Below are 21449 nucleotides of genomic sequence, written 5' to 3' on the forward strand. Positions count from 1 at the left end.
GCCGGCGCCAAGTTTGCGCGAATGAGGACAAGTGTTATGGGTAAGAATGTCGTAGTCCTGGGCACCCAATGGGGTGATGAGGGCAAAGGCAAGATCGTCGATCTGCTGACCGAACATGCCGCCGCCGTAGTGCGCTACCAGGGTGGCCACAACGCAGGTCACACCTTGGTGATCGACGGCGAGAAAACCGTGCTGCACCTGATTCCTTCGGGCGTCCTGCGCGAAGGCGTGCAGTGCCTGATCGGCAACGGCGTGGTCGTCGCTCCCGACGCCCTGCTGCGTGAAATCACCAAGCTGGAAGAAAAAGGCGTCCCGGTTCGCGATCGCCTGCGTATCAGCCCGGCCTGCCCGCTGATCCTGTCCTACCATGTGGCCCTCGACCAGGCACGCGAGAAGGCCCGTGGCGAGCAGAAGATCGGCACCACCGGTCGTGGCATCGGCCCGGCCTACGAAGACAAGGTCGCTCGTCGTGGCCTGCGTGTCGGCGACCTGTTCCACCGCGAGCGTTTCGCCGCCAAGCTGGGCGAGCTGCTGGACTACCACAACTTCCAGCTGGTCAACTACTACAAGGAGCCGGCCATCGACTTCCAGGAAACCCTGGACCAGTGCATGGCCTACGCCGAGCAACTGAAGCCGATGATGCTCGACGTCACCGCCGAGCTGCACGCCCTGCGCCGCGCCGGCAAGGACATCATGTTCGAAGGCGCCCAGGGCTCGCTGCTGGACATCGACCACGGTACCTACCCGTACGTCACCAGCTCCAACACCACCGCTGGCGGCATCGCCACCGGTTCCGGCGTTGGCCCGATGTACATCGACTACATCCTCGGCATCACCAAGGCCTACACCACCCGCGTCGGTTCCGGCCCGTTCCCGACCGAACTGTTCGATGACGTCGGTGCCTACCTGGCCAAACGCGGCCATGAGTTCGGTGCCACCACCGGCCGGGCCCGTCGTTGTGGCTGGTTCGACGCCGTCATCCTGCGTCGCGCCATCGACGTCAACAGCATCTCGGGCCTGTGCCTGACCAAGCTGGACGTGCTGGACGGCCTGGAAACCATCCGCATCTGCGTGGGCTACAAGAACGAAAACGGTGCCGTCATCGACGCTCCGACCGACGCCGACAGCTACATCGGCCTGGAGCCGGTGTACGAAGAAATGCCGGGCTGGAGCGAATCGACCGTGGGCGCCAAGACCCTGGACGAGCTGCCGGCCAACGCCCGTGCCTACATCAAGCGCGTGGAAGAGCTGGTCGGTGCGCCGATCGACATCATCTCGACCGGTCCTGACCGCAACGAGACTATTGTCCTGCGTCATCCTTTCGCCTGATTTAGCCAAGCGATAAAGCCAAAGGCCCCTTTTTAGGGGCCTTTGGCGTTTTTGACCCTCTGCTGCGGCACAAGCCTTGCTGTGAAATTGCCTTCAGGATTGCCATCACTGTAATGGCTCCAAATAGCAGAGGGATTCATTGTGTCTGCCGTTATCTCATTGTTACGAAGCCGCCTCTTGCGGCCTGTCTTTGTGGCGCTTGGTATCGCTCTTTTGGTGCAGGTGGTCGTCGCTGTGGTGTTGACCCGCAGCACGGTCACGGCATTGGAGGCCGATCTGGGCGATCGCCTGGGCGCCGACAGCCAGAAACTGGCAACCGAACTCGACCAGGCGGCCAAGGAAGTCAGCTCGGGGCTGAGCAGCCTTTCCGAAAGTACCCGCCAGCGTCTTACCGCCGGTTTATCGTCGCGCCTGGAAGAAGAGCAGGCGCAACTGCGCGCCACCCTGGAGAAGAACCTGCGCGACTCGGCCAACGACATGGCCGAACTGCTCGCCTCGGTGGCACCCCGGGCCATCTGGGACGTGGACGTGCCGACCCTGTCGGAGTTCGCCCGTCGTGCCCAGCGCAATCCCAACGTGCTTTTCGTCGTCTATGACGACGCCCAGGGCGAGCACCTTACGCGCTACCTGAACCGCCAGAACCCGATCAACCAGGCCCTGCTCGACAAGGGCAAGGGCGAGCGCGCCCTCGACAAGGTGCTGGATGCCGCGCGCAACGACCCGGCGGTGTACTTCGTCGAGGCCTCGATCAACCCCAATGGCGCCGAGATCGGCAAAGTCTTGATGGGGATCTCCACCGCCTCGGTGGACGCCGAACTGCAAGCCCTGGACAAGCGCTTCTCCGCCCTGATCGCCAGCGGCGACCAATTGGTGGCCGACAGCCTGACCAGCGCCGCTGCCGACAGTACCAAGGCCCTGCAAAGCCGCCTGCAGACCGCCCAGGGCAGCGCCTTGCAAATGAAGGCCAACACCTCGCAAAGCGTGCAGGATGCCGCAACCACCCTGCGCTGGCGCATCGGTGCGGGCCTGGCGCTGGTCGGTTGCGGTGTGCTGCTGGTGGTAGCGATCGTTCTGGGTCGGCGCGTGGTCAACAAGCTGCGCCTGCTGATCGCCGCGCTCGATGACCTGGCCGCCGGCGACGGCGATCTGACCAAGCGCGTAGCCATCGACAGCCGCGACGAGATCGGCGACATGGCCGCGGCGGTCAACCGCTTCGTCGACAAGTTGCAACCCATTGTCCGCGAGGCCGGCGAAGTGGCGCAGCGCACCGGTGTGGAGATCAGCAGCATGGCCCAGCGCAGCGCCGGCGCCGACTCTGCTGCTGCATTGCAGCGTGACGAGGTGGCGGAAAGCCTGCGCGCCCTGTCGAGCATGGCCGATGAGGCGCAGGCGGAAAGCCGTGCCATGCAGGAGGCCTTGCAGCAGGTAGTGGATATCCGCCAGGCCACCGACGAGAACAGCCGCAGCTCGGCCCAGGTCGCCACGTTGATCGAGGCGCTGGCCGGCCAGGTGGATACCGGCTCCAAGGTGATCGAGCGCCTGGCCGAGCAGAGCGAGCAGATCGAAGTGGTGCTGACCGTGATCCATGGCATCGCCGAGCAGACCAACCTGCTGGCGCTCAACGCGGCGATCGAGGCGGCGCGGGCCGGGGAGACCGGGCGCGGCTTTGCCGTGGTAGCCGACGAAGTGCGGGCACTGGCGAGCAAGACGCAAAGCTCGACGGGCGACATCCAGGCCCATATCGGCGCGCTGCAGCAAGGCGCCAAGGAAGCCGTGGCGGCGATCAGCCAGGCCGGGCGCCAGGCCAGCGAAGGTTTGCTGGTGCTGCGCGACAACGCCCGTCTGCAACAGTCGGTGCAGGCCTCGGTAGAGCAGGTGCATGCAGCCATCGGCCTGGCCACCCGCGCTGCCGAGCAACAGGCCCAGGGCGCGCAGGCGGTAAGGGGAAGGGTGGAAAACATCCATGTCCAGGCCGAACGCGCGGCCCAGGTGGTCATGCAGACCACCGCCAGCAGCAAGGTGCTCGATGAACTGGCGGCCCAGCTCAAGGCCAGCCTGGGCCAGTTCCGCGCCTGATCAGGCGCGGTTCAGGTACATCCGGGTGGTCAGCAGGTACACCGGCAACCCGGACACCAGGATCAGCAGCGCCGCGTAGGGCGCCGCCGCAGCGAACTCGACGTTGGCGGTATGCGCCCAGACCTCGGTGGCCAGGGTGGTCATGCCGGTGGGGCTGAGCAGCAGGGTCGCGGTGAGTTCCTTCATGGCGTCGAGGAACACCAGGGCGAAGGCGGCGGCCAGGGCCGGGAAGATGATCGGCAGGGTGATCCGGCAAAACGCCATGAACGGCGTCGCGCCGAGTGTGCGTGCCGCCTCTTCCAGCTGTGGTGCGGCCTTGGTCAAGGCCGTGCGCACCGGCGCCTGGGCCAGCGGCAGGAACAGCAAGGCATAGGCCAGCAGCAACAGCCCGGTGGTCTGGTACAGCGCCGGCACATAGTGCAGGGCGAAATACACCAGGGTCAGCGCAATCACCAGCCCCGGCAGGGCATGCAACAGGTACGGCAGGCGCTCGGCCCAGATCGCCAGCCGGCCTTTGTAGCGCACCACCAGGAAGCTGACCGGCAGGGCCAGCAGCAGGCTCACGCCGGCACCACCCAAGGAGATCGACAGCGACGACAGCAGCGCCCGGCTGATGTCCGCCACCGGGAAGGCCGCCGACGAACCCACGCTCAACCAGTACGCCAGCATCCCCAGCGGAATGCCGCTGCCGAGGATCGCCAGGCCCAGGCAATACGCCTGGCCCAGCGGCATCCAACCGCGCAGGCGGATCGGCGCGCCGCGCCGGGCCACGCCCTGGCCGATCCGCACATGCCGCGCCTTGCCGCGCACCCGCAGTTCCAGCCACAACATCAGCAAGCACATCAGCAGCAGCACGGCGGACAGCATCGCCGCGTTGGCATTGCTGAACTCCAGCTCGAATTGCTGGTAGATCGCTGTGGTGAAGGTCTGCAGGTTGAGGATCGACAGGGCGCCGAACTCCACCAGCATGTGCAGGGCGATCAGCAGGCAGCCACCAAGGATCGACGGCCACAGCAGCGGCAGGGTGACCCGGCGGAACACCGCCCGGCGGTTGCAGCCCATGGTTCGTGCCGACTCTTCCAACGAGGTATCGAGGTTGCGCAGGGTCGCTGCCACCGGCAGGAACACCAGCGGATACTTGGACAGGCTCATCACCAGGATCGCGCCCCACAGCCCTTCGAATTTCGGGCTCAGGGACACCCAGGTGAAGCCACTGACGAAGGACGGCACGGCGAACGGCAGGCACAACACCACGCCCCACAGGCGCCGCCCGGGCAGGTCGCTGCGTTCCAGCAGCCAGGCCAGGGACAGGCCGACCACCGCACAGGTGACGGTGACCCCGACCATCAGCAGCAAGGTATTGCGCATCAGGCCCCAGACGAAGGGCCGCCAGATCAGGCGCAGAGCCTCGTGCCAGCCGGCTTCCCAGGTCTTCATCGCTACGTACAGCAGCGGCAGCAGGCTCAGCCCCACCAGCAGCAGGACCGGCAGCACCACCCACACCGACGGGCGCTTGCGCCGCGGCACGAAGCCGCTTTTCAGCTCCACGGGAAGCGCGGCGCTCATCAGAGCAGGCCGACTTCGCGTTCGAGTTCCAGCGCTTCCTCGGCATTACCCAGGTCGGCCGGGGTGATCTTCGGCGGACGCAGGTCTTCGAACGGCTTCAGGCCCTGGTCGGAGACCATGCCCTTGTGCAGCGGGTACTCGGCGGTGGTCTGGGTGATGACGCGCTGGCCTTCTTCGCTGGCCATCCAGGCGAGCAGGGCCTGGGCTTCCTTCGGATGCTTGCTGGCCTTGACCGCAGCGGCGCCGGAAATGGTCATCAGGCCGCCGACGTCGCCGTCCGCCAGGTAATACAGTTTGGAATCCAGCTGGCCGCGCTCCTTCTTCAGCGCATACCAGTAGTAGTTGTTGACCAGCACCGCAGCCACTTCGCCGTTTTCCACGGCCTTCAGGGCGACCATGTTGTTGGTGTAGGTCTTGCCGAAGGCCTTGAGTCCGGTCAGCCATTCCTCGGCGGCTTCGCGGCCGTGCATTTTCAGGATGGCCACGGCCTGCTCCTGGAAGGCACCGCTGGTCGGCACGAAGCCGATCTTGCCGTCCCACTCCGGACCGGCGAAGTCCATCACCGATTGCGGCAGGTCCTTTTCGTCGATTTCCTTGGGATTGAAGGCCACGACCCGGGTGCGTGCGGTCACGCCCATCCAGGTACCGTTGGCGGCGACGAATTCCTTGGGCAGGACGTCCAGGGTCGATTGATCGATGGTCGCCAGCAGGCCCAGTTCGCCGAGGTTGTTCAGCGGCGGGGATTCCTCGGTGTAGATCACATCGGCGGGAGAACGCTCGCCTTCCTCGATGATCTGGCTGGCCAGCTGGTTGCTGCTGCCCTTGCGGATGTTGATATGGATGCCGGTCTTGGCCTCGTAGGCCTTGGCGATGGCTTCGCCGATTTCCTTGTGCTGGCCGTTGTAGAGCGTCAGGGTCACCGGATCGGCGGCCATCGCGGCAGGTGCGGCAAGCACCAGGCCGAGAAGGGAAACGGCCAGGCCGCGCAAAATCGGGTTACTGCGAATCGTCATGCGGGTCAATCCTCGCTTGCGGCTACATATTTGGAAACAATGGTAAACGAAATCGTTTCTCAAGTGGCTGCATGGCGGGAATTTCATGAGCTGACTATCGGATTTCCGCTTTATCGAAAGAACACTGCCGGACCCTGTGGGAGTCCGCCAGCCTTTCAGGCTGCGCTGTCGCACAGAGAACAGTTCCAAGGCACGACGCGTACCTGTGGGAGCGGGTTTACCCGCGATTGCTATGGTGAATTCACTACAGCAATCGCGGGTAAACCCGCTCCCACAGGGTCCGCGTCGCTCCCTGAATCTACCAACCCGCGATCCCGCCCTGCGCCGCCATCACCTGGTCCTGGGTCAACAACGCCTCCACCAGGAAGAACGTCGCACAAGCCGATTCCACCATTTGCTCCTGATCCACCCCGGTCCGGTAGTAATGCCCGACAAAGCACCCCTGCTGCACCTCCAGCGACATCAACCCTTCAAGCTGTTTGAACGCGAGGTCCCGCCATTCATTCATCCCCGGCAGGCATTGCCATAGGCGCAGCAACGCCAGCGAGGCGATGGCCATGGCACAGGGATCGGCATCGCCCATGTCCTTGCCCCAGCGTTCCAGCCAATAGGCACACGCTTCACGGGCCGGCGCCGCATAGACGCCGCCATAAAGCTTCACCGCTTCAGCCAGCCCGAGCATTGCCCAGGCCTGCCCCCGTGCCCATTGGCCAGCCGGACCACGGCTGATGCGACCGTCTTCATCGAACTGCGCATGGCTCGCCCACGCCCCGCCTTCCCCGCGCAAGGTGCGAAGACACAGCTCCAGATGACTGCGTGCCATCTCGCGCTTGTCCGCCTGCAGATGCATCAACGCCAACGTTGGCGCCAGCGCATCGATATTCAGGGTCGCATCCCCGCGGTCGCCACCCCCCATGCCGGGGCCCAGCGGCCAGCCGCCGATATCCGGGCGGTAATCCCGGGCCAGGGTGTCGGCAGCACGCAAGGCAAGCTCCCGTGCCGGTTGATCCTGGGCCAGGCGCCCGCCAAAGGCGGCGCCGTACCAGAACACGAAACTGCGGTTCAGGCTCGGCTCGTCCAGCTGCGCTACCAGTTGGCGACTCCAGAACGCGGCCTGGTCCAGATCTTCGCTGAGCTCGGTGTACGCCGCCCGCCGCCACCACAGCCCGGCCCAGAAACCACCCAGCCACGAGCCGCGCCGCGAGAGTTTCCATTTGCGTTCGCGGGGCAGGCGGTAGAGCGGGAACTGTTCGCCGCACTGCCGGGAAATGCTGTCGAGCTGCTTGAACAGAGCGTCGACCACCGCCTTGCGCTTACGCTGTGCCGGCATGGGAACGGCCCTCCTCGGTACGACGGGTGCGATACAGGTTGCGGCACAGCACGGCGCCGACCAACAGGGCGACCAGCAGCAGGGTCCAGGCCACTGCGAATCCGCCGGGCTGGCGCAGCAGCACGCCGAACAATGGTGGCCCCACGGCGATACCACCGAAGAAGCCCAGCGACAGCATGCCCGCACTGCCGGCAACACCACCGAACCGCGCATCGCGCAGCAGCATGCTCATGGCCACGGCGTTGCTCGCCACCAGGCTCAGGCCCATGCCGCTCACCCCCAGCCACAACGGCAAGTGGTTGCTGCCCGACGCCTGCTGCATCACCAGCAGGGTCCCGAGGGCAAACAGGAACAGCCCGCCAAGCAGCACGGTTTCATCTTTCAGGCGCGCACCCAGCGGGGTCAGCACCAGGCGCGAAGCGATGCCCATCAGGCCGAAGCAACTGACCATCAAGCCGATTCTGGAAGGGCTGGCCCCAAGGCTGCTGGCATACACGCCGAAGAAGGTGATGAACGACGACAGGCACAACCCGGCGCAAGCCTGGATTGCCATCAGCCGCCGCAGCCAGCCATTGGCCGAGACCACGCGCAGCGGCGCACGGGTGCCTGCCGCTGGCGCGGCGACCCGCCCCGGCACCCACAGCGCCAGCACTAGCGCCACCGGCACCCAGCAGGCCAGCGCCAGACGCCAGCCCAGCCACGCGCTCAAGGCAGGCAGCGCCAACCCTGCAATCAACGCCGACAGTTGCACGCCCGCCTGCTTCAACCCCACCAATGCTGCCTTCGGTGCATCGGCCGTTTGCGCGATGGCCTGGTTGGTCGCCGGATTGGCCAGAGCCTGGGCCACGCCGCAGAACGACAGGGCGATCACCACCCCGACGAAGCCGGGCAGCACCGCCATCAAGCTGAACGACAGCGCTACCAGCAAAAACAGCGCGAGGAGCCCGTTGCGCGAGCCGATCCGCGCCACCAGTGCCCCGGCCCAGGGCGACAGCAGCGCCGCCAGGCCGAAGGCGCTGGTGGTCAGCCAGCCAAGGTGTTCGCGGTCGATGCCGAGGTCGGCGATCAGTTGCGGGCCGAGCACGCCGAGGGCGTAGAAGATCATCATCGGCAGGCCCATGGCGCAGGTCAGCAGGGCGGCCAGGGCGGCGTGCTTTTTCATGGGTTCACCTTGCCCGGTGCCGTGGCGGCCAGCAGATCGCGACCCAGGGTGCTGATCAGCGCATCGTCGGTGCCGTCGAGAATGTGCGTGGTGCGCGCATGCCGGTAGATGCCCGACAGCGGCGACAGCTCGCTCAGGCCCTCGGCGCCCATGATCTGCATCGCCGAGTCCACCGCGCCGGACAGCGCATCCGAGGCCGCCAGCTTGGCCAGGTTGACCTCGATGGCGTTGGGCAGGCCCAGGTCGAACTTCTCCGCCGCATCCCGCAGCAGGCCACGGGCGGCGGCGATATCGCGATATACCTGATAGACCCGCCCGCGCACCAGTTGCTTGTCGGCCAGCCGCGCCAGCTGGCCGCGAGGCGAATGCACCCGCGCGCACAGATCATCGAAGCAGCGCTGCGCCAGCCCTAGCCAGTGCGCAGCCCGCAGCAGGCGGCCAAGGCCGAGACGGCGCTGCATCAAGGCGATGCCCTGACCGGGCTCGTCGAGCACCTGCGAGGCCTCGACCCGCACATTGTCGAAATGCAGTTCGCCCTGGCCCTGTTGGCGCCCCAGCAGGGCCAGTGGCCGAATGAAGCGCAAGCCGGGGCTGTCGGTGGGCACCAGCAGCATCGACAGCGCTTCACCGACCGCGCCGTCGCCGGTGCGGGTGATCACCGTGGCGAAGTCGGCCCGGGCGGCGCGGCAGATAAACCACTTGCGCCCGTTCAGCCGCCAGTGATCGCCCTGCCAGTCGGCACGACACTGCAGGGTCGCCGGGATCGAGCCGATGCTGTCCGGCTCGGACATGGCGTAGCAGGGCACCGACTCGCCACGCAGCAGCGGCAACAGGAATGCCTCGCGCTGCTCCGGACTGGCATGGCGATCCAGCATCCAGGTGTCGAGGGTGGCGTCGCAGCCGAGGATCGCCGGGGCGAATTCGCTGCGGCCTTCCTCGGCGGCCACCGCCAGGTAATCGCTCAGGCGGGTGATCGGGCTGCCCGGATAGAAACTGCCGAACAGCCCGGCCGCCCGGGCCTTTGCCTGCAACCCGGCGGCCAGCACGGCGGCCGCCGGGTCATAGGCGCCCAGCGCCAGTTCATGGGGCAGGATGTGGTCGTCGACGAAGACGCGAACCCGCCGTGCCAGGTCGATTGCCTCAGGAGATGCGTTGCTCATGGCTCAGCCCACCTGGCGTACGGTTTCACCGAGCCCGGCGGCATCGGCGGCGAGGGCGCGCTTGTCGATCTTGCCCGCCGGGGTCAGCGGCAGGTGACGGTAATAGCGCAGGTACTCCGGCAGCTTGTTGACCTCCAGGCCCTGCTCGCGCAGGAACGCGGTGATATCCGCCAGGGCGAGCTTCGCCGCGCCTTCGCGCAGGGTCACGCACAGGCATACGCGCTGGCCGAGGTCGGCATCCGGCACCGGCACGCAGGCCACGGTGACCACGTCCGGGTGGCCCATCATCAGGCCTTCGATCTGCACCGGGCTGATATTGGCGCCGCCGCGAATGATGATGTCCTTCTTGCGTCCGGCCAGCACCAGGTAGCCCTGCGGGTCGATGAAGCCGAGGTCGCCGGTCTTCACCCAGCCTTCGCCGTCGCGGTAGCGCTCGTCCAGCTCCGGTGCGTTGACATACTGCATCGGGCTCAACGGCCCGCGTGCGGTGATCTCGCCGACATCGCCATGGGGGAGCTCGCGGCCCAGGTCGTCGACGATGCGGATTTCGCACACCGCCGGGTTCGGCTTGCCGACGCTGTTGAGCACCACGTCGAGCGGGTCGTCCAGTGTGTTGTGGCAGTTCACTCCGTCGGCCGAGCCGTACAGGCTGATGAAGCCGCAACCGAAGTGCTCGGTGCAGCGCAGCACGGTGGCTTCGTCGATCAGCGAACCGCCGCAGATCAGGCCGCGCAGGCTGGACTTGTCGACATCGGCCAGGGCCGGATCGGCGGCGATGCGCTGGAGCATGGTCGGCACGCCGAGGATGAAGCTCGGGCGCAAGGTCTCGATGGCCTTGATCGCCTCGCCCACGTCGAAGCGCGGCAGCACCACCAGCGAGCCGCCGAGCCAGCACAGCACGCCGAAGGTGGCCGTGGAGCCGAACGACGAGCCCAGCGGCACCAGGTACAGGCCACGGAATTCGGCGCCGTCGTGGCTGATGCGTTGCAGGAAGCGGCCGCGGCCGCCAACCAGGGCATTATGCGAGTAAGCTACCAGCTTGGGTTCGGACTCGGTACCCGAGGACACCAGTAGACGTACCGGCGAATCCGGGCACACCTGCGGCAGGCTGGCGGCATCGATGGGGGCAGCGTCGAGCAGGCTGTCGAGGGTCGACCAGCCGGCGCGGGGCTCGCCGTCGACGATGAGGATGCGCAGCGACAGCAGGGTCGGGCGCAGCGATTCGATCACCTCGCAAAGGTCGATGCCGGCGTACTCCTGCGGCACGATCACCGCCCGGGCATCGCAGCGCCGCACCAGCGACTGGATATCCAGCTTGCCGCGACCCGGCGGGAAGGGCGCGACGATGGCGCCGAGGGCTGCCACTGCCAGGTCGATGGCGCAGCAGCGCCAGGTATTGCTCAACTGGTAGGCCACCACATCGCCGGCGACGATACCGGCCTGGCGCAGGCTGGCGGCCATGCGCAGGGCTGCGTCGAGCAGTCCGGCGTAGCTGACGTTGCCTTCCGGCGACAGCACCGCGGCCTTGTCCGGGGATTCGGCGGCGCGCTGGCGGAACAGGCTGAATACATCCTGGTTGGGATAGCTGCCGTCTTCGCTCCAGCGACGACGGATGTGTAGGGGGACGAGGTCAATGATGCCGGCAGTATTCATAGGAAACTCCACGGAGATTGAACAGCGCGGTAGGCGCGTTGGGACAGGCTCGGGGCCAGGCGCGGATCGGCGGCGAGCAGGGCGAGGTCTGCATGGGCGGTGCTGGCGGGAATGCCGGCTGCGCGGCAGGCGTCCAGCCAGTGCGCGCTGGGTTGTCGGGCGAGGCTGGTCGCGTCGGCTTCGCCGCTGAGCAGGCGCATCAGGGCCCGGTGCTGCTGGCGGGTCTGGCAGTCGAGGGCGAGGACACCGTCGGCGGTGCTGAACAGGCCTTGCAGCAGGGACGGCGAAGGCTCGTCGCAACGGCGGTCGAGAAGCAGGTCGGCGGCGCCCAGCAGCGAGCTGTGCACTGCCGCGCCGTGGCCGTGCAGCTCGCGGTCGAGCAGGGCGGCGCAGATGCCCTGGGTGCTGACCACGCCGCCGAGTACGTCGAGGGCGGTGAACAGGGTGCCGCCGCGAGTACCGGACGCGGCGGCAATGCGCGCGGCGACACCGGACCAGGCCTGCACGGTGAAATCGGTCCCCGGCGCAGCGACCCGGGCATCGCCCCAGCCGCCGGCATAGGCATGGATCAGCGAGGGCTGGGTGGCGTGCAGGTCGGCGGCATCCAGCTGCAGCTCGGCGGCCTTGCCTGGCGCCCAGTTGTGCAGGAACACATCGGCGTCGCGGCACAGCGCGTGGATCTCGGCGCGACCGGCGGCAGACTTGATATCCACCTCGCGCACGTCCTTCAGGTGATTGAGTGCATCGAAGCGCACCGAGCAGCCGTCGGCGCAGGGCGGCATATTGCGCAGCGGATCGCCGCCCGGGGGTTCCAGGCGGATCACCTCGGCACCGAGCAACGACAACAGGTGCCCGGCCAGGGGACCCTGGATGCGACGGCAGGATTCCAGCACGCGGATGCCTTCCAGCGGCAGGCGCATGGGCGATGCACGGCGCAGCGCAGGGGCGGCGACGCCACGGCGGATTTGCCACGGGCTGGCACTGCTGGCCGGGTAGTCGCTGTCGCCTTGCCGCTGCGCCGCATCACGCACCGCCACCAGGGCCACGCCGCACTCGGCGGCAATGGCCTGGATCCGCGCCAGCGGCAGGCCGGCCAGTGCGTCCAGGCACTCGGCAGGCATGGGGGCGACGGCGCGGGCATAGCGCAGCAGGAAGCGTTGCCAGGCCTTGCCGGCAATCGCGTCGCTGACCCCGAGGGCATTCCAGAATTGCCGCCACGGATGACTGTCGAGGGTTTCCAGCTCGAACAGCACGCCATCGGCAGAGAGGAATGGCGGCCGGGCCAGGGCATCGTCAGCCCCGGGCAGCAGGTGTTCGGGATCTTCCGGCGCAGTGGCCCCGGCCAGGTACTGGCCAATGCTCAGCAGCGCGCCGGCGGCGGGTTGCAGGGCCACCTCATGGAAGCGCCCGCCGCGCAATTGGCCGACGGCAGCGGCGAGGCTGCCTTGCCAGGCGAGGGCGGCGTTGAGGGTGGCGAGATAGTTCACGCCCAGGGCCTGGAGCCTGCCACTGGCGCGGCCGTGCACCGACATGAGACCGCAGGCGGCCTGGAGCGTGAATTCGGTGGACAGTTCCAGGGGCAGCGCCGGCAAGCCGGTGAAGCGGGTCTGGAGCGGTTGCAGATCGGGGTGCATCAGTTGCAGCGCCGGACCATCGGGCGCGCCGTCGGCATGGCGCAGGCCGAGGCAGTCGCCCTGGCGTTGCAGGGCGGCGCTCAGGCTCTGCCACGCGGGCAGGCAGGGGCCGCTGCGCCAGCTCAGGCCGGCGTCATCCAGGAGTCGGGACATGGGGAAGCACCTTGGGTGGAACAGTGAATCGGAAAACCGGTGCTACCGTGTCGCAGGCGAGCCGGCGACACGGTGTAGCGGGACTCAGCCGCCAGCGACGGCCGGCAGTACGGTCAGCTTCGCGCCGGGAGCAACGCTGGTAGCGAGGCCGGCGGCGAAGCGGATGTCATCGTCGTTGACGTAGATATTGACGAAGCGGTGCACCTCGTCCTGGTGTACCAGTCGCGCCTTGATCCCCGGGTAGCGGCTGTCGAGGTGGTCGATGATGTGGCGCACCGTCTCGCCCTGGGCCTCGACTTTCTTCTGCCCGTCGGTGAGTGGACGCAGCAGGGTTGGAACCATGACTGAAACCGACATGTGAATCTCCTTTGGTTGATGTCTCATTCCTGGATGGACAGCTGTTCTTCGAACACCCGGCCTTCGACGATGCGGAAGCTGCGGGCCCGGTGCCTGGCCTCGGCCCAGGTCGACAGGATCAGGTAATGCACCTGCGGATCCTGGGCGTGGGCGATGTCCTCGCGACTGGGCCAGGCCTCGCTCGTGGTGTGCGAGTGGTAGAGCACGCGGCACTCCTCGTCGCGCTCGTCCAGTTCGTTCCACACCTCCAATTGCTCGCGCGGATCGAAGCTGAACCAGATTGGCGACGCAGCCTGGTTGCGCATCGGGATCACCCGGCTGGCGAGCTTCTGCGCACAGGGCGCGGCGATCACGCCGCAGGCTTCGAGGGGATGCTCCCGGGCCGCCTGGCGCTGGATCTGCTCCAGCGCCGCGCGGGTGATGCGCAGGGTCATGGCCGCGTCCTCAGTAGGTCGGCAACGCCGGTTCGACGTCGCGGACCCAGGCCAGCACGCCGCCGTCGAGGTTGCGCACCTTGTCCAGGCCGAGCTTGCGCAGGTCGCTGGACACGGCCTGGGAGCGCATGCCCGACTTGCAGGTGATGACCAGTTCGGTGTCGTGGCCGAAGCGTTCGAGAATCTGCTGTGCGACATCGGCGGACCTGGGCATCAGCAGCGCGCCTTCGATGCGCACGATGTCCCATTCGGTCTGCTCGCGGACATCGATGATCACCGGGGCTTTGCCGCCGTCCCTGAGCGACTTCAGTTGCAGCGCGCTGATCAGCGGCACGCTGCTGTCGTCGGCCAGCGAAGGACGGTTGAGGCCGCAGAAGCTCTGGTAGTCGGACAGCGCAGTGATCGCCGCGCGTTTCGGCAGGCGGCGGATCGGCAGCTCGCGGTAATTCATGTCCAGGGCGTCGTAGACCATCAGGCGGCCAAGAAGCGGATCGCCGATACCGACCAGCAGCTTGATCGCCTCGGTGGCCATGATCGACGCGATGGCGGCGCAGAGCACGCCCAGCACGCCGCCTTCGGCGCAGGACGGGGCCAGCTCCGGCGGTGGTGGTTCGGGATACAGGTCGCGGTAGTTGAGGCCGCGTCCGTCCGGAGCGTTTTCCCAGAACACCGAGGCCTGGCCTTCGAAGCGGAAGATCGAGCCCCAGACATAGGGCTTGTTGGCAAGGATGCAGGCGTCGTTGACCAGGTAGCGGGTGGCGAAGTTGTCGGTGCCGTCGAGGATCAGGTCGTAGCGCGAGAACAGCTCCACGGCGATTCCGGGTTCCAGGCGGTCGCTATGGGTGATTACCTTGACCAGCGGGTTTAGCCGGGCGATGGCCTGGCGGGCGCTTTCCACCTTGAGCTCGCCGACGCTGTCGACGGTGTGGATCACCTGGCGTTGCAGGTTGGACTCGTCGACCCGGTCGAAGTCGATCACCCCAAGGGTGCCGACGCCGGCGGCGGCGAGGTAGAGCAGGGTCGGCGAGCCCAGGCCGCCAGCGCCGATCACCAGCACCCTGGCGTTCTTCAGGCGGCGTTGTCCGGTTACGCCCATGTTCGGGATCAGCAGGTGACGGCTGTAGCGGTTCACTTCCTCGCGACTCAGCTCGGCACCGGGTTCAACCAGCGGCGGTAAGGTCATATCGCTTTCTTCCATTCAGTAGATACGAACTGGAATTATTTTCAAATGTGACAGGCGAGGATTCAATGGGGTGGGGCAGGGGATTCGTATGGGAAAGCGTGGAAAAGGTATGAGAAGTGTTGTGGCTGTACCGGCCTCATCGCTGGCAAGCCAGCTCCCACAGATTCAGCGGTACACGCGATCCCTGTGGGAGCTGGCTTGCCAGCGATGAGGCCGGAACTGTCAATCAGGATTCAAAAGTGGCCAGATCCTCGCAGACCGCCGCAAACGCCCCGAGGAATCGATCAGCCTCCTCGATCCCCAATACCAGCGGCGGCTGGATGCGCATCACCCTGTTGTTGTTGGCCGTCACGAACGTCAGGATCCCGTGCTCCTCCGACAGCTTGGTCATCAGCCGCAGCACGAACATGTCCTCCAGGCTCTGCTCCAGCTCTTCCATGGCCGCTTCCAGATGCCGCCGCGCCTTGCCCGACAACATGCGATAGGTCGCCGCCGCCTGTCCCGGAATGCGCCCGGCCATCTCTCGCACCAGCGCCTCGATGCCCCCGGCCATGCTGTTGCTGAACTCGATCGCCAGCATCAGCCCGCGCCCGCGCACTGCCTTGATGAACGGGTAGCGCGCGGCAATCGCCTGGAGGCCCTCCTGCAGGTGCGCACCGACCCGCGCGGCGTTGTCCATCAGGCCGTCCTGCTCCAGCACGTCCAGTGCCGCGAGGGCCGCCGCCGCCGCGAAGTTGCCACCGCCGAAGGTCGAGGTGTGCAGGGCGAAGCTGTCGATATCGCCATAGGCACGGTGCCATACCGCCTCCTTGGACAGCGTCGCGCCAATCGGCACCAGTCCGCCGGAGAGCGACTTGGACAGCACCATGATGTCCGGCGCGGTGTCGTCCCATTCGCAGGCGAACAACTTGCCGGTGCGTCCCAGGCCGGTCTGGATCTCGTCGAGGATCCACAGGCAATCGAATTCGTCGCACAGGGCCCGGACTCCGGCGAGGTAGCCCGGCGGCGGCAGGATCACCCCGCCTTCGCCCTGGATCGGCTCGATGATCAGCGCTGCCACATCGTTCTTCTCCAGACGCTGGCGCAGCGCATCGAGGTCGCCGAAAGGCAGGCTGTCGCAGCGCGGCAGCAGGGGTTCGAACGGCTTGCGGTGCTTGGCCCGGCCGGTCACCGAAAGGGCGCCGAGGGTCTTGCCGTGGTAACCGTTGTCGCAGTACAGCACGGTCGTCTTGTTGCTGGCGGCCAGGGCCAGCTTGAGCGCCGCTTCCACCGCCTCGGTCCCGGAGTTGCTGAAGAACACCCGCGACAATCCACCCGGCGCCAGGTCCGCCAGGCGCTTGGCCAGCAGGCTGGCGTGCAGCGGTGCGGAGAGGTACTGGATGAAGGTCGGGAACTGCTCTTGCAGGTAGCGTTGCAGGGCCTGGCTGATCGCCGGGTGGTTGTGCCCGGTGTTGAGGCAGCCGTAGCCGGCGACGAAGTCTAGGTAGCGGCGCCCGTCGAGGTCGGTCAGCCAGCAGCCTTCGCCATGGCTGAAGACCCGCTCGATATGGTTAAACCGGTAGAACTCGCGCAGCACCGGGTTGATGTGCTCGCCGAAGCTGTTGAGTACTTCGCGGCGCAGGTCCTGCGGGGCCTTTTTCGCATCGCTGGCCTGCACCGGGCGCTGGCCGTGGTGGTGCCGGTGCAGGCGGCCGAAATCATCGGCGCCGAGGGTTTCGCCGGCGCTGGCCATGGGCGAAGGGGTGAAGCCGTGGCGAGCAGCGATGACACCGATTTCAAGGACCTTGTCCGCCGGCAACTCGCGGCCGATGGAGAAGGGTTCGGCGCGGCCTTCCAGGGCCAGGATCATGGTTTCGGCGAGGCAGCCGTTCATGCTGCGCTTGGGCTCCAGGCCCATGGTGCGCAGGCCCAGGTGCACCGCCGGGCTGGCCGAGACCAGGCCGCCGTCCACCAGCAGGATGTCGCGGCGGGTGTGCGGCACGTCCATCACGTCCTTGGGCAGCGCCGCATCGATGACCACGCTGCCGGGCAGCAGGCGGCGCGGGTCGATCAGGCCGCCGCTGGAAGTGGCGGCGACATAGAAACGCACGCTGGCGTAACAGTCCTCGATGGTGTCGTGCAGGCTGACCTGGCGGTGGTACTGCGTCGGCAGGTATTCCAGCTGCGCCTCGGCCTGGCGCTGGTTGCCGCGATGGACCAGGCGCAGGCGGCAGCCCTGTTCGGCGAGCAGGCGGGCGACGGCCAGGGCGATCGAACCGGGGTAGCCGAGCACGGCGACTTCGGCATTCTCCGGCGCCACGCCAAGCAGGCTGAGGCTGTCCAGCAGGTTGGCGTAGGCGGCGAAGGCGGTCAGGGAATTGCCGGTGGTCACCGCGACCTCGGCCTGCTCCATGGTCGCCAGCCCGCGGTTGCCGACGATGGCGGTGAAGCCACCGAGGCCGACCAGTTCGGCGCCTTCGGCCTTGAGCGCGTTGACACCCTGGAGCACGCGTTCGGCGATGGCCCGTGGCTGGCGCAGCATCTGTTCGGCGGTCAGTGGCATGAATTGCAGGATGCCCGAGCACTCCGCGCCGCTGGCGCTGACGATGCGCCCGAAATCGACGAAGGGCACCAGGTTGCGCTGGCGCCAGCGTTCGCGGTCGTAGCCCCAGGCCTGTTCTTCCAGGGTGCGGTCGAGCAGGTCGATCAATTTGACCTGGTGCAGCAGGCCGATGGAGGTGGGGTGGGCAATGAATCCGAATTTCATCAGTGGTTCTCTGCGTTGAGGCGGCTCCAGGCCGTTTCGGAAACGAGGCTCAAGCCATCGCCTTCCGAGTTGTGGCCCAGCCAGACGTCGAAGAAGTTGAGGCGGCCAGGGGCGGTAAGGGCCTGGCGCAGGGTGTCGGGGCAGAAGGCGAGCAGGCGCGCGCGGCAGATGCTGATCGGCCCGAAGCGTTGCTCGGCATGCTGCGGCCGGTCGTTCAGCGGCACATTGACCTGGGCTGCGCCGTGGCAGGCGTAGCGCTTGTCCAGGTAGGTCTGGATCATCGACAGCACGCCGTTGGAGAGGTAGAGCACGGTGACGTTGCGGGTGGCGGCGTCCTGGGCGCTGGCCAGGCTCATGGCCAGTCGCTGCTCGATATCCGGGACCAGCGCCCGGGCGCCATCGCCGATAAACGCCAGCACATGGCGGCAGTTGTTCAAGGCGATGTAGGGCAGCGACATCAGCGCATCGCCCATCAGTGCCCGGCCATACCAGCCGGAGAACCCGGCATCGGTGCGTGGCAGGTTGCGCATCGCCGAAATGCTGCAACGGCCGACATCGTAGACCCCGGTATAGCGATAGCCATCGCGCTCGATCAGTTCGCCAAGCAACTGGCCGAGGCGATGGAAGAAGAAGTTCGGGGTCATCGGCAGGGTTTCGATCTGGTCGCTGGGCAGCGCCTCGCGGGTACGCTGCAGGCGTTGCAGGCGTTCGCGGCGGGCGTGCAGCAAAGCGGGCGGCACGTCCAGGCGCGGCTCCAGGTAGTCCAGCACCTTGCCCAAGGGAAGCTCTACCGCCACCTCGGTGAACGGCGCGATATGCGCGCACTGACGATTGACCTGGACGATATGGAACAGGCGCTTAAGGCGGCCCTCGGAGTAGGGCGTGGCCGACTGGTCGATCTTGCTCTTGACGAAGAACAGCCAGGGCTTGCCTTCATCGTCCTGCGGCTGTTCGAGGAAGGCATGGATGCGCCGGCTGAAGCCGTACATGGACAGCGGGCCGAGGTAGTTGAGTACCGGCTCCTGGTCCTGGTAGGCGCAAACGCTGCCCGGGGCGATGATGCTGTCGGCCAGGGCGATGCCGCTGCGGCGGGCCAGGGCCAGCACGCGCTGGCGTTCTTCCTCGCTGAGGCGGCCGCATTGCCAGAGGATCCGCGACGGCTCGCTGTTGAGCACCTGCACCACGGTGTCGAGGGCGGCGCGCTGGCGGTCGTCGAGGTCGCTGGCGGTGGCCGGGGCAGGCGCCACCGAGCCTGGCGTTTGATCTTGCACCCGTGACTCGAGCACCGCCTGGGTAGCGAACAGGAAGGTGGGTGCCGGACGTTGGTCCAGCGCGGCAAAGGCCGATTCGACGCTGGCGCGGGCGTCTTCCGGGCGACGGATGAAGTGCTGCCAGAGCCCGCGTGCGGCGATCACCTGATGGCCGTCGTTATCGCAGTCAAGGCTGCCCTGGAAGGCGAACCACACCGACTCCGGCGAGTCGGCGCAGATCACCAGGCCCGGCGCGCCGGCGCGCTTGAGGTTGGCCAGGGTGCCGCGCAGTTCGTCGAGCATGCCCGAGGTCATCACGATCACATAGGCCCGGCGATACAGCTGCCAGCCGGCCAGGGCGCTGACCGCCAGGGCGTGCTCGTTGCTGGCGGTGTGGAAGCCGCGGCCGCTGTCGCGCAGCAGGTCGCCCATGGAGTCGAGGAAGCCGGCGACCATGGAACCGGTGAAGAAGTGGCAGTCCCACTGCTCGCCCCAGCGCGCGTTCATGCGCTGCTCGATATCCCGGGCCAGGGCCACCGGTTCGCTGGACTGCAGGGTGGTGCGGGCCAGCAGGCGGTTGAAGTAGGCGTGTTCCAGATGATCGATGAACAGCCGCAGCAGGTCGGCGCGGCGCAGTGGCTGGCGCTCGTGGGGCACCCGTACCAGGCGGTTGCCGCCGAGGCGGCCGAGCCAGTGCTGCAGGTGTTCTTCGTTGCAGAGCAGCAGGGCGGAACTGGGCGAGCGCTTGGCTTCGGGTTGCGCGGCGAGCAGTTCCACCAACGGGTCGCTCTCGGGTTGATTGGCCAGGTGGCGAGTGTCGAACAGCACGTAGTCGCTTTCGCTGTCGGCGCTGGCAAGTGCTTCACGGGCAGCCGCCGCGTCGTCGAAACAGCGCATGTCCAGGTACAGGTGGTGATTGCCGGCATGCTCGCGCACATAGGCCTCGGCCTGTCCGGCAACCTGGCGGTACAGGCAGCGCGAGTCGCTGTCCGGCCAGTGCAGGCTGGCGATCGCGGTTTCATGGCCCAACCAGTGATTGAGCCGGTCGAGCACGGCTTGCACATCCTCCTGCAGCGTGCTGTCGCGGCTGACCAGGCAGATGCCGACGGTACGAGGCTTCATGCTTTGCCCTCGGTAGTGATGGGGGTCACCCCGGCAGCGGCGTGACGTTCGTGGTTCAGCAGGGCTTCAGCGCTGCCGGCGATGCTGTGGCGCACTCGCCAGGCCAACAGCAGGGCCAGCAACAGGCCGGTGCTGAGGCAGGCGAGCATGCCCGCCTGGCCGAGACGATCGAGCAGCAACCCGGCCGCCACCGGGGCGGCCAGGCGGGTGACGACGAAGAGACTCGATTGCAGACCGTAATCACTGGCGGTGCGCTGGCGCCGGCTGAAGAACAGGGTCAGGCCGAACATCAGCGCCGAGACGGCGCCCATGCTCGCGGCCAGGTACAGGGCGCTGGCGACCAGCCAGATGGTGCCCAGTTGCAGCCACACGCTGAGGGTGAGCAGGAGCAACGCAAGCAGGGCGGCGAGCAGGTAGGCCAGGATCGCCCGGGCGGTGCCGAGCACGCCGATCAGGCGCCCGCCAATCAGGCTGGACACCACGCCGGTGACGCCGCCGGCAATACCGACGATCCACGCCACGTCCTGCATTGGCATGCCCTGGTCGAGCAGCAGCGGCTTGAGGTACAGCCAGGCTGCGCCGATGAACGGGAAGGCGGTGAGCAGCAGCCCGGTCCATTGCCGGGCGCCGGGCTGGTTGAAGAAGCTCGTCCAGTCGGCAACGAACCCGCCTGGTGCGGTGTGTTCGTTCTCGATCGGTCGGGCCGTGCGGCGCAGGGCGAGAAGCGGCAATACGCCGAGCAGCAGGCCGGCACCCATGATCAGGAACGGCGCCTGCCAACCCAGGCGCGCCTGGATCAGCAGCATCGCCCCGCCGCCGACGATGGCACCGAGGAACAGCGCCGCCGAGCGGATGCTGCCGGCGCGCAGTTGCTGGCTGCGCGGCAGCCACTGCACCGCGAGGGCATTGAGCGGGATGTCCATCCAGGTGGCGACGATGCTGATGGCGAAGGTCATGGCGAACAGCGGCAGGCGCTGTTCGATCAGGTTCTGCCGGCCGATCAACCAGTACAGGAGCAGCAGCGCGGCGCTCAGCAGCAGCATCCAGGACACAAGGTGAGCACGGCCCAGGCGTATCCGCTGCACCGGCACGGCGAGCAGGAACTTGAACACCGCCGGCAGCCCGGCGAGCTGGAACAGTCCGATCTCGGTGCCGCTCCAGCCGTATTGGCGCATCACCAGCGGCATGCCGAACATCAGATAGATGCTGGGCACCGCCAGCACCAGGTTGAGCCAGCCGAACAGCATTTGCAGGCCGGCGATCCGCGTGCGCTCCATCGAG

General features: G+C 67.0%; 15 protein-coding genes and 1 pseudogene. 3 read left to right on the forward strand and 13 right to left on the reverse strand.

Going from position 1 to position 21449, the window contains the following annotated elements:
* Positions 1-36 precede the first annotated feature (36 nt).
* From ACKLLE_RS12405 to ACKLLE_RS12415, 3 genes and pseudogenes are all read left to right on the forward strand, one after another.
* Positions 37-1329, forward strand: a complete 1293-nt coding sequence (locus ACKLLE_RS12405) for an adenylosuccinate synthase (RefSeq protein ID WP_009399554.1) — start codon at positions 37-39, stop codon at positions 1327-1329.
* Between the two features lie 957 nt (positions 1330-2286).
* Positions 2287-2499: pseudogene (locus tag ACKLLE_RS12410) on the forward strand (methyl-accepting chemotaxis protein); the annotation flags it as partial.
* Between the two features lie 201 nt (positions 2500-2700).
* Positions 2701-3405 carry a methyl-accepting chemotaxis protein gene (locus tag ACKLLE_RS12415; RefSeq protein ID WP_420058236.1) on the forward strand — a complete coding sequence of 235 codons (705 nt, stop codon included), beginning with the start codon at positions 2701-2703 and terminating at the stop codon, positions 3403-3405.
* Here the strand turns inward: ACKLLE_RS12415 and ACKLLE_RS12420 are convergent, their stop codons facing one another.
* The 13 genes from ACKLLE_RS12420 to ACKLLE_RS12480 all read right to left on the reverse strand — a co-directional run bounded on the left by ACKLLE_RS12420 (position 3406) and on the right by ACKLLE_RS12480 (position 21445).
* Positions 3406-4971: an ABC transporter permease gene (locus tag ACKLLE_RS12420; RefSeq protein WP_420058161.1), complete on the reverse strand. Its 1566-nt coding sequence runs from the start codon at positions 4969-4971 to the stop codon at positions 3406-3408.
* Positions 4971-5984 (reverse strand): extracellular solute-binding protein, encoded by a 1014-nt coding sequence (locus tag ACKLLE_RS12425; RefSeq protein WP_064301523.1) that lies wholly within the window; start codon positions 5982-5984, stop codon positions 4971-4973. Before ACKLLE_RS12425 ends, ACKLLE_RS12420 begins: the two co-directional genes overlap by 1 nt.
* 298 nt (positions 5985-6282) lie before the next feature.
* Positions 6283-7314 carry a glucuronyl hydrolase gene (locus ACKLLE_RS12430; RefSeq protein ID WP_420058162.1) on the reverse strand — a complete coding sequence of 344 codons (1032 nt, stop codon included), beginning with the start codon at positions 7312-7314 and terminating at the stop codon, positions 6283-6285.
* A complete protein-coding gene (locus tag ACKLLE_RS12435) occupies positions 7298-8476 on the reverse strand; it encodes an MFS transporter (RefSeq protein WP_064301525.1) in 1179 nt (392 codons plus the stop codon). The genes ACKLLE_RS12430 and ACKLLE_RS12435 overlap by 17 nt, the downstream gene beginning before the upstream one ends.
* Entirely contained in the window at positions 8473-9636 is a 1164-nt protein-coding gene (locus tag ACKLLE_RS12440) for an acyl-CoA dehydrogenase family protein (protein WP_420058163.1), read from the reverse strand. The genes ACKLLE_RS12435 and ACKLLE_RS12440 overlap by 4 nt, the downstream gene beginning before the upstream one ends.
* 3 nt (positions 9637-9639) lie before the next feature.
* The gene (locus tag ACKLLE_RS12445) at positions 9640-11289 is read right to left on the reverse strand and encodes a class I adenylate-forming enzyme family protein (RefSeq protein WP_420058164.1); all 1650 of its coding nucleotides are present in this window, start codon (positions 11287-11289) and stop codon (positions 9640-9642) included.
* Positions 11286-13076: a CoA transferase gene (locus ACKLLE_RS12450; protein ID WP_064301528.1), complete on the reverse strand. Its 1791-nt coding sequence runs from the start codon at positions 13074-13076 to the stop codon at positions 11286-11288. The genes ACKLLE_RS12445 and ACKLLE_RS12450 overlap by 4 nt, the downstream gene beginning before the upstream one ends.
* Positions 13077-13160: 84 nt before the next feature.
* Complete coding sequence (locus ACKLLE_RS12455; RefSeq protein WP_064301529.1) at positions 13161-13433, reverse strand: MoaD/ThiS family protein; 273 nt, start codon at positions 13431-13433, stop codon at positions 13161-13163.
* A gap of 23 nt (positions 13434-13456) precedes the next feature.
* Positions 13457-13867 (reverse strand): M67 family metallopeptidase, encoded by a 411-nt coding sequence (locus ACKLLE_RS12460; protein ID WP_009398054.1) that lies wholly within the window; start codon positions 13865-13867, stop codon positions 13457-13459.
* Positions 13868-13877: 10 nt separating this feature from the next.
* Positions 13878-15050, reverse strand: a complete 1173-nt coding sequence (gene moeB, locus ACKLLE_RS12465) for a molybdopterin-synthase adenylyltransferase MoeB (protein ID WP_064301530.1) — start codon at positions 15048-15050, stop codon at positions 13878-13880.
* Positions 15051-15276: 226 nt separating this feature from the next.
* Positions 15277-17796, reverse strand: a complete 2520-nt coding sequence (gene pigE, locus ACKLLE_RS12470) for a prodigiosin MAP biosynthesis aminotransferase PigE (RefSeq protein WP_420058165.1) — start codon at positions 17794-17796, stop codon at positions 15277-15279.
* On the reverse strand, positions 17796-20168 hold the full coding sequence (locus tag ACKLLE_RS12475; RefSeq protein ID WP_420058166.1) for a decarboxylase: 2373 nt from the start codon (positions 20166-20168) through the stop codon (positions 17796-17798). The genes pigE and ACKLLE_RS12475 overlap by 1 nt, the downstream gene beginning before the upstream one ends.
* A complete protein-coding gene (locus ACKLLE_RS12480) occupies positions 20165-21445 on the reverse strand; it encodes an MFS transporter (RefSeq protein WP_420058167.1) in 1281 nt (426 codons plus the stop codon). Before ACKLLE_RS12480 ends, ACKLLE_RS12475 begins: the two co-directional genes overlap by 4 nt.
* Between the last annotated feature and the right edge of the window lie 4 nt (positions 21446-21449).

The sequence above is a fragment of the Pseudomonas bharatica genome (assembly GCF_048586865.1).
In the GTDB taxonomy this organism is placed as follows: domain Bacteria; phylum Pseudomonadota; class Gammaproteobacteria; order Pseudomonadales; family Pseudomonadaceae; genus Aquipseudomonas; species Aquipseudomonas bharatica.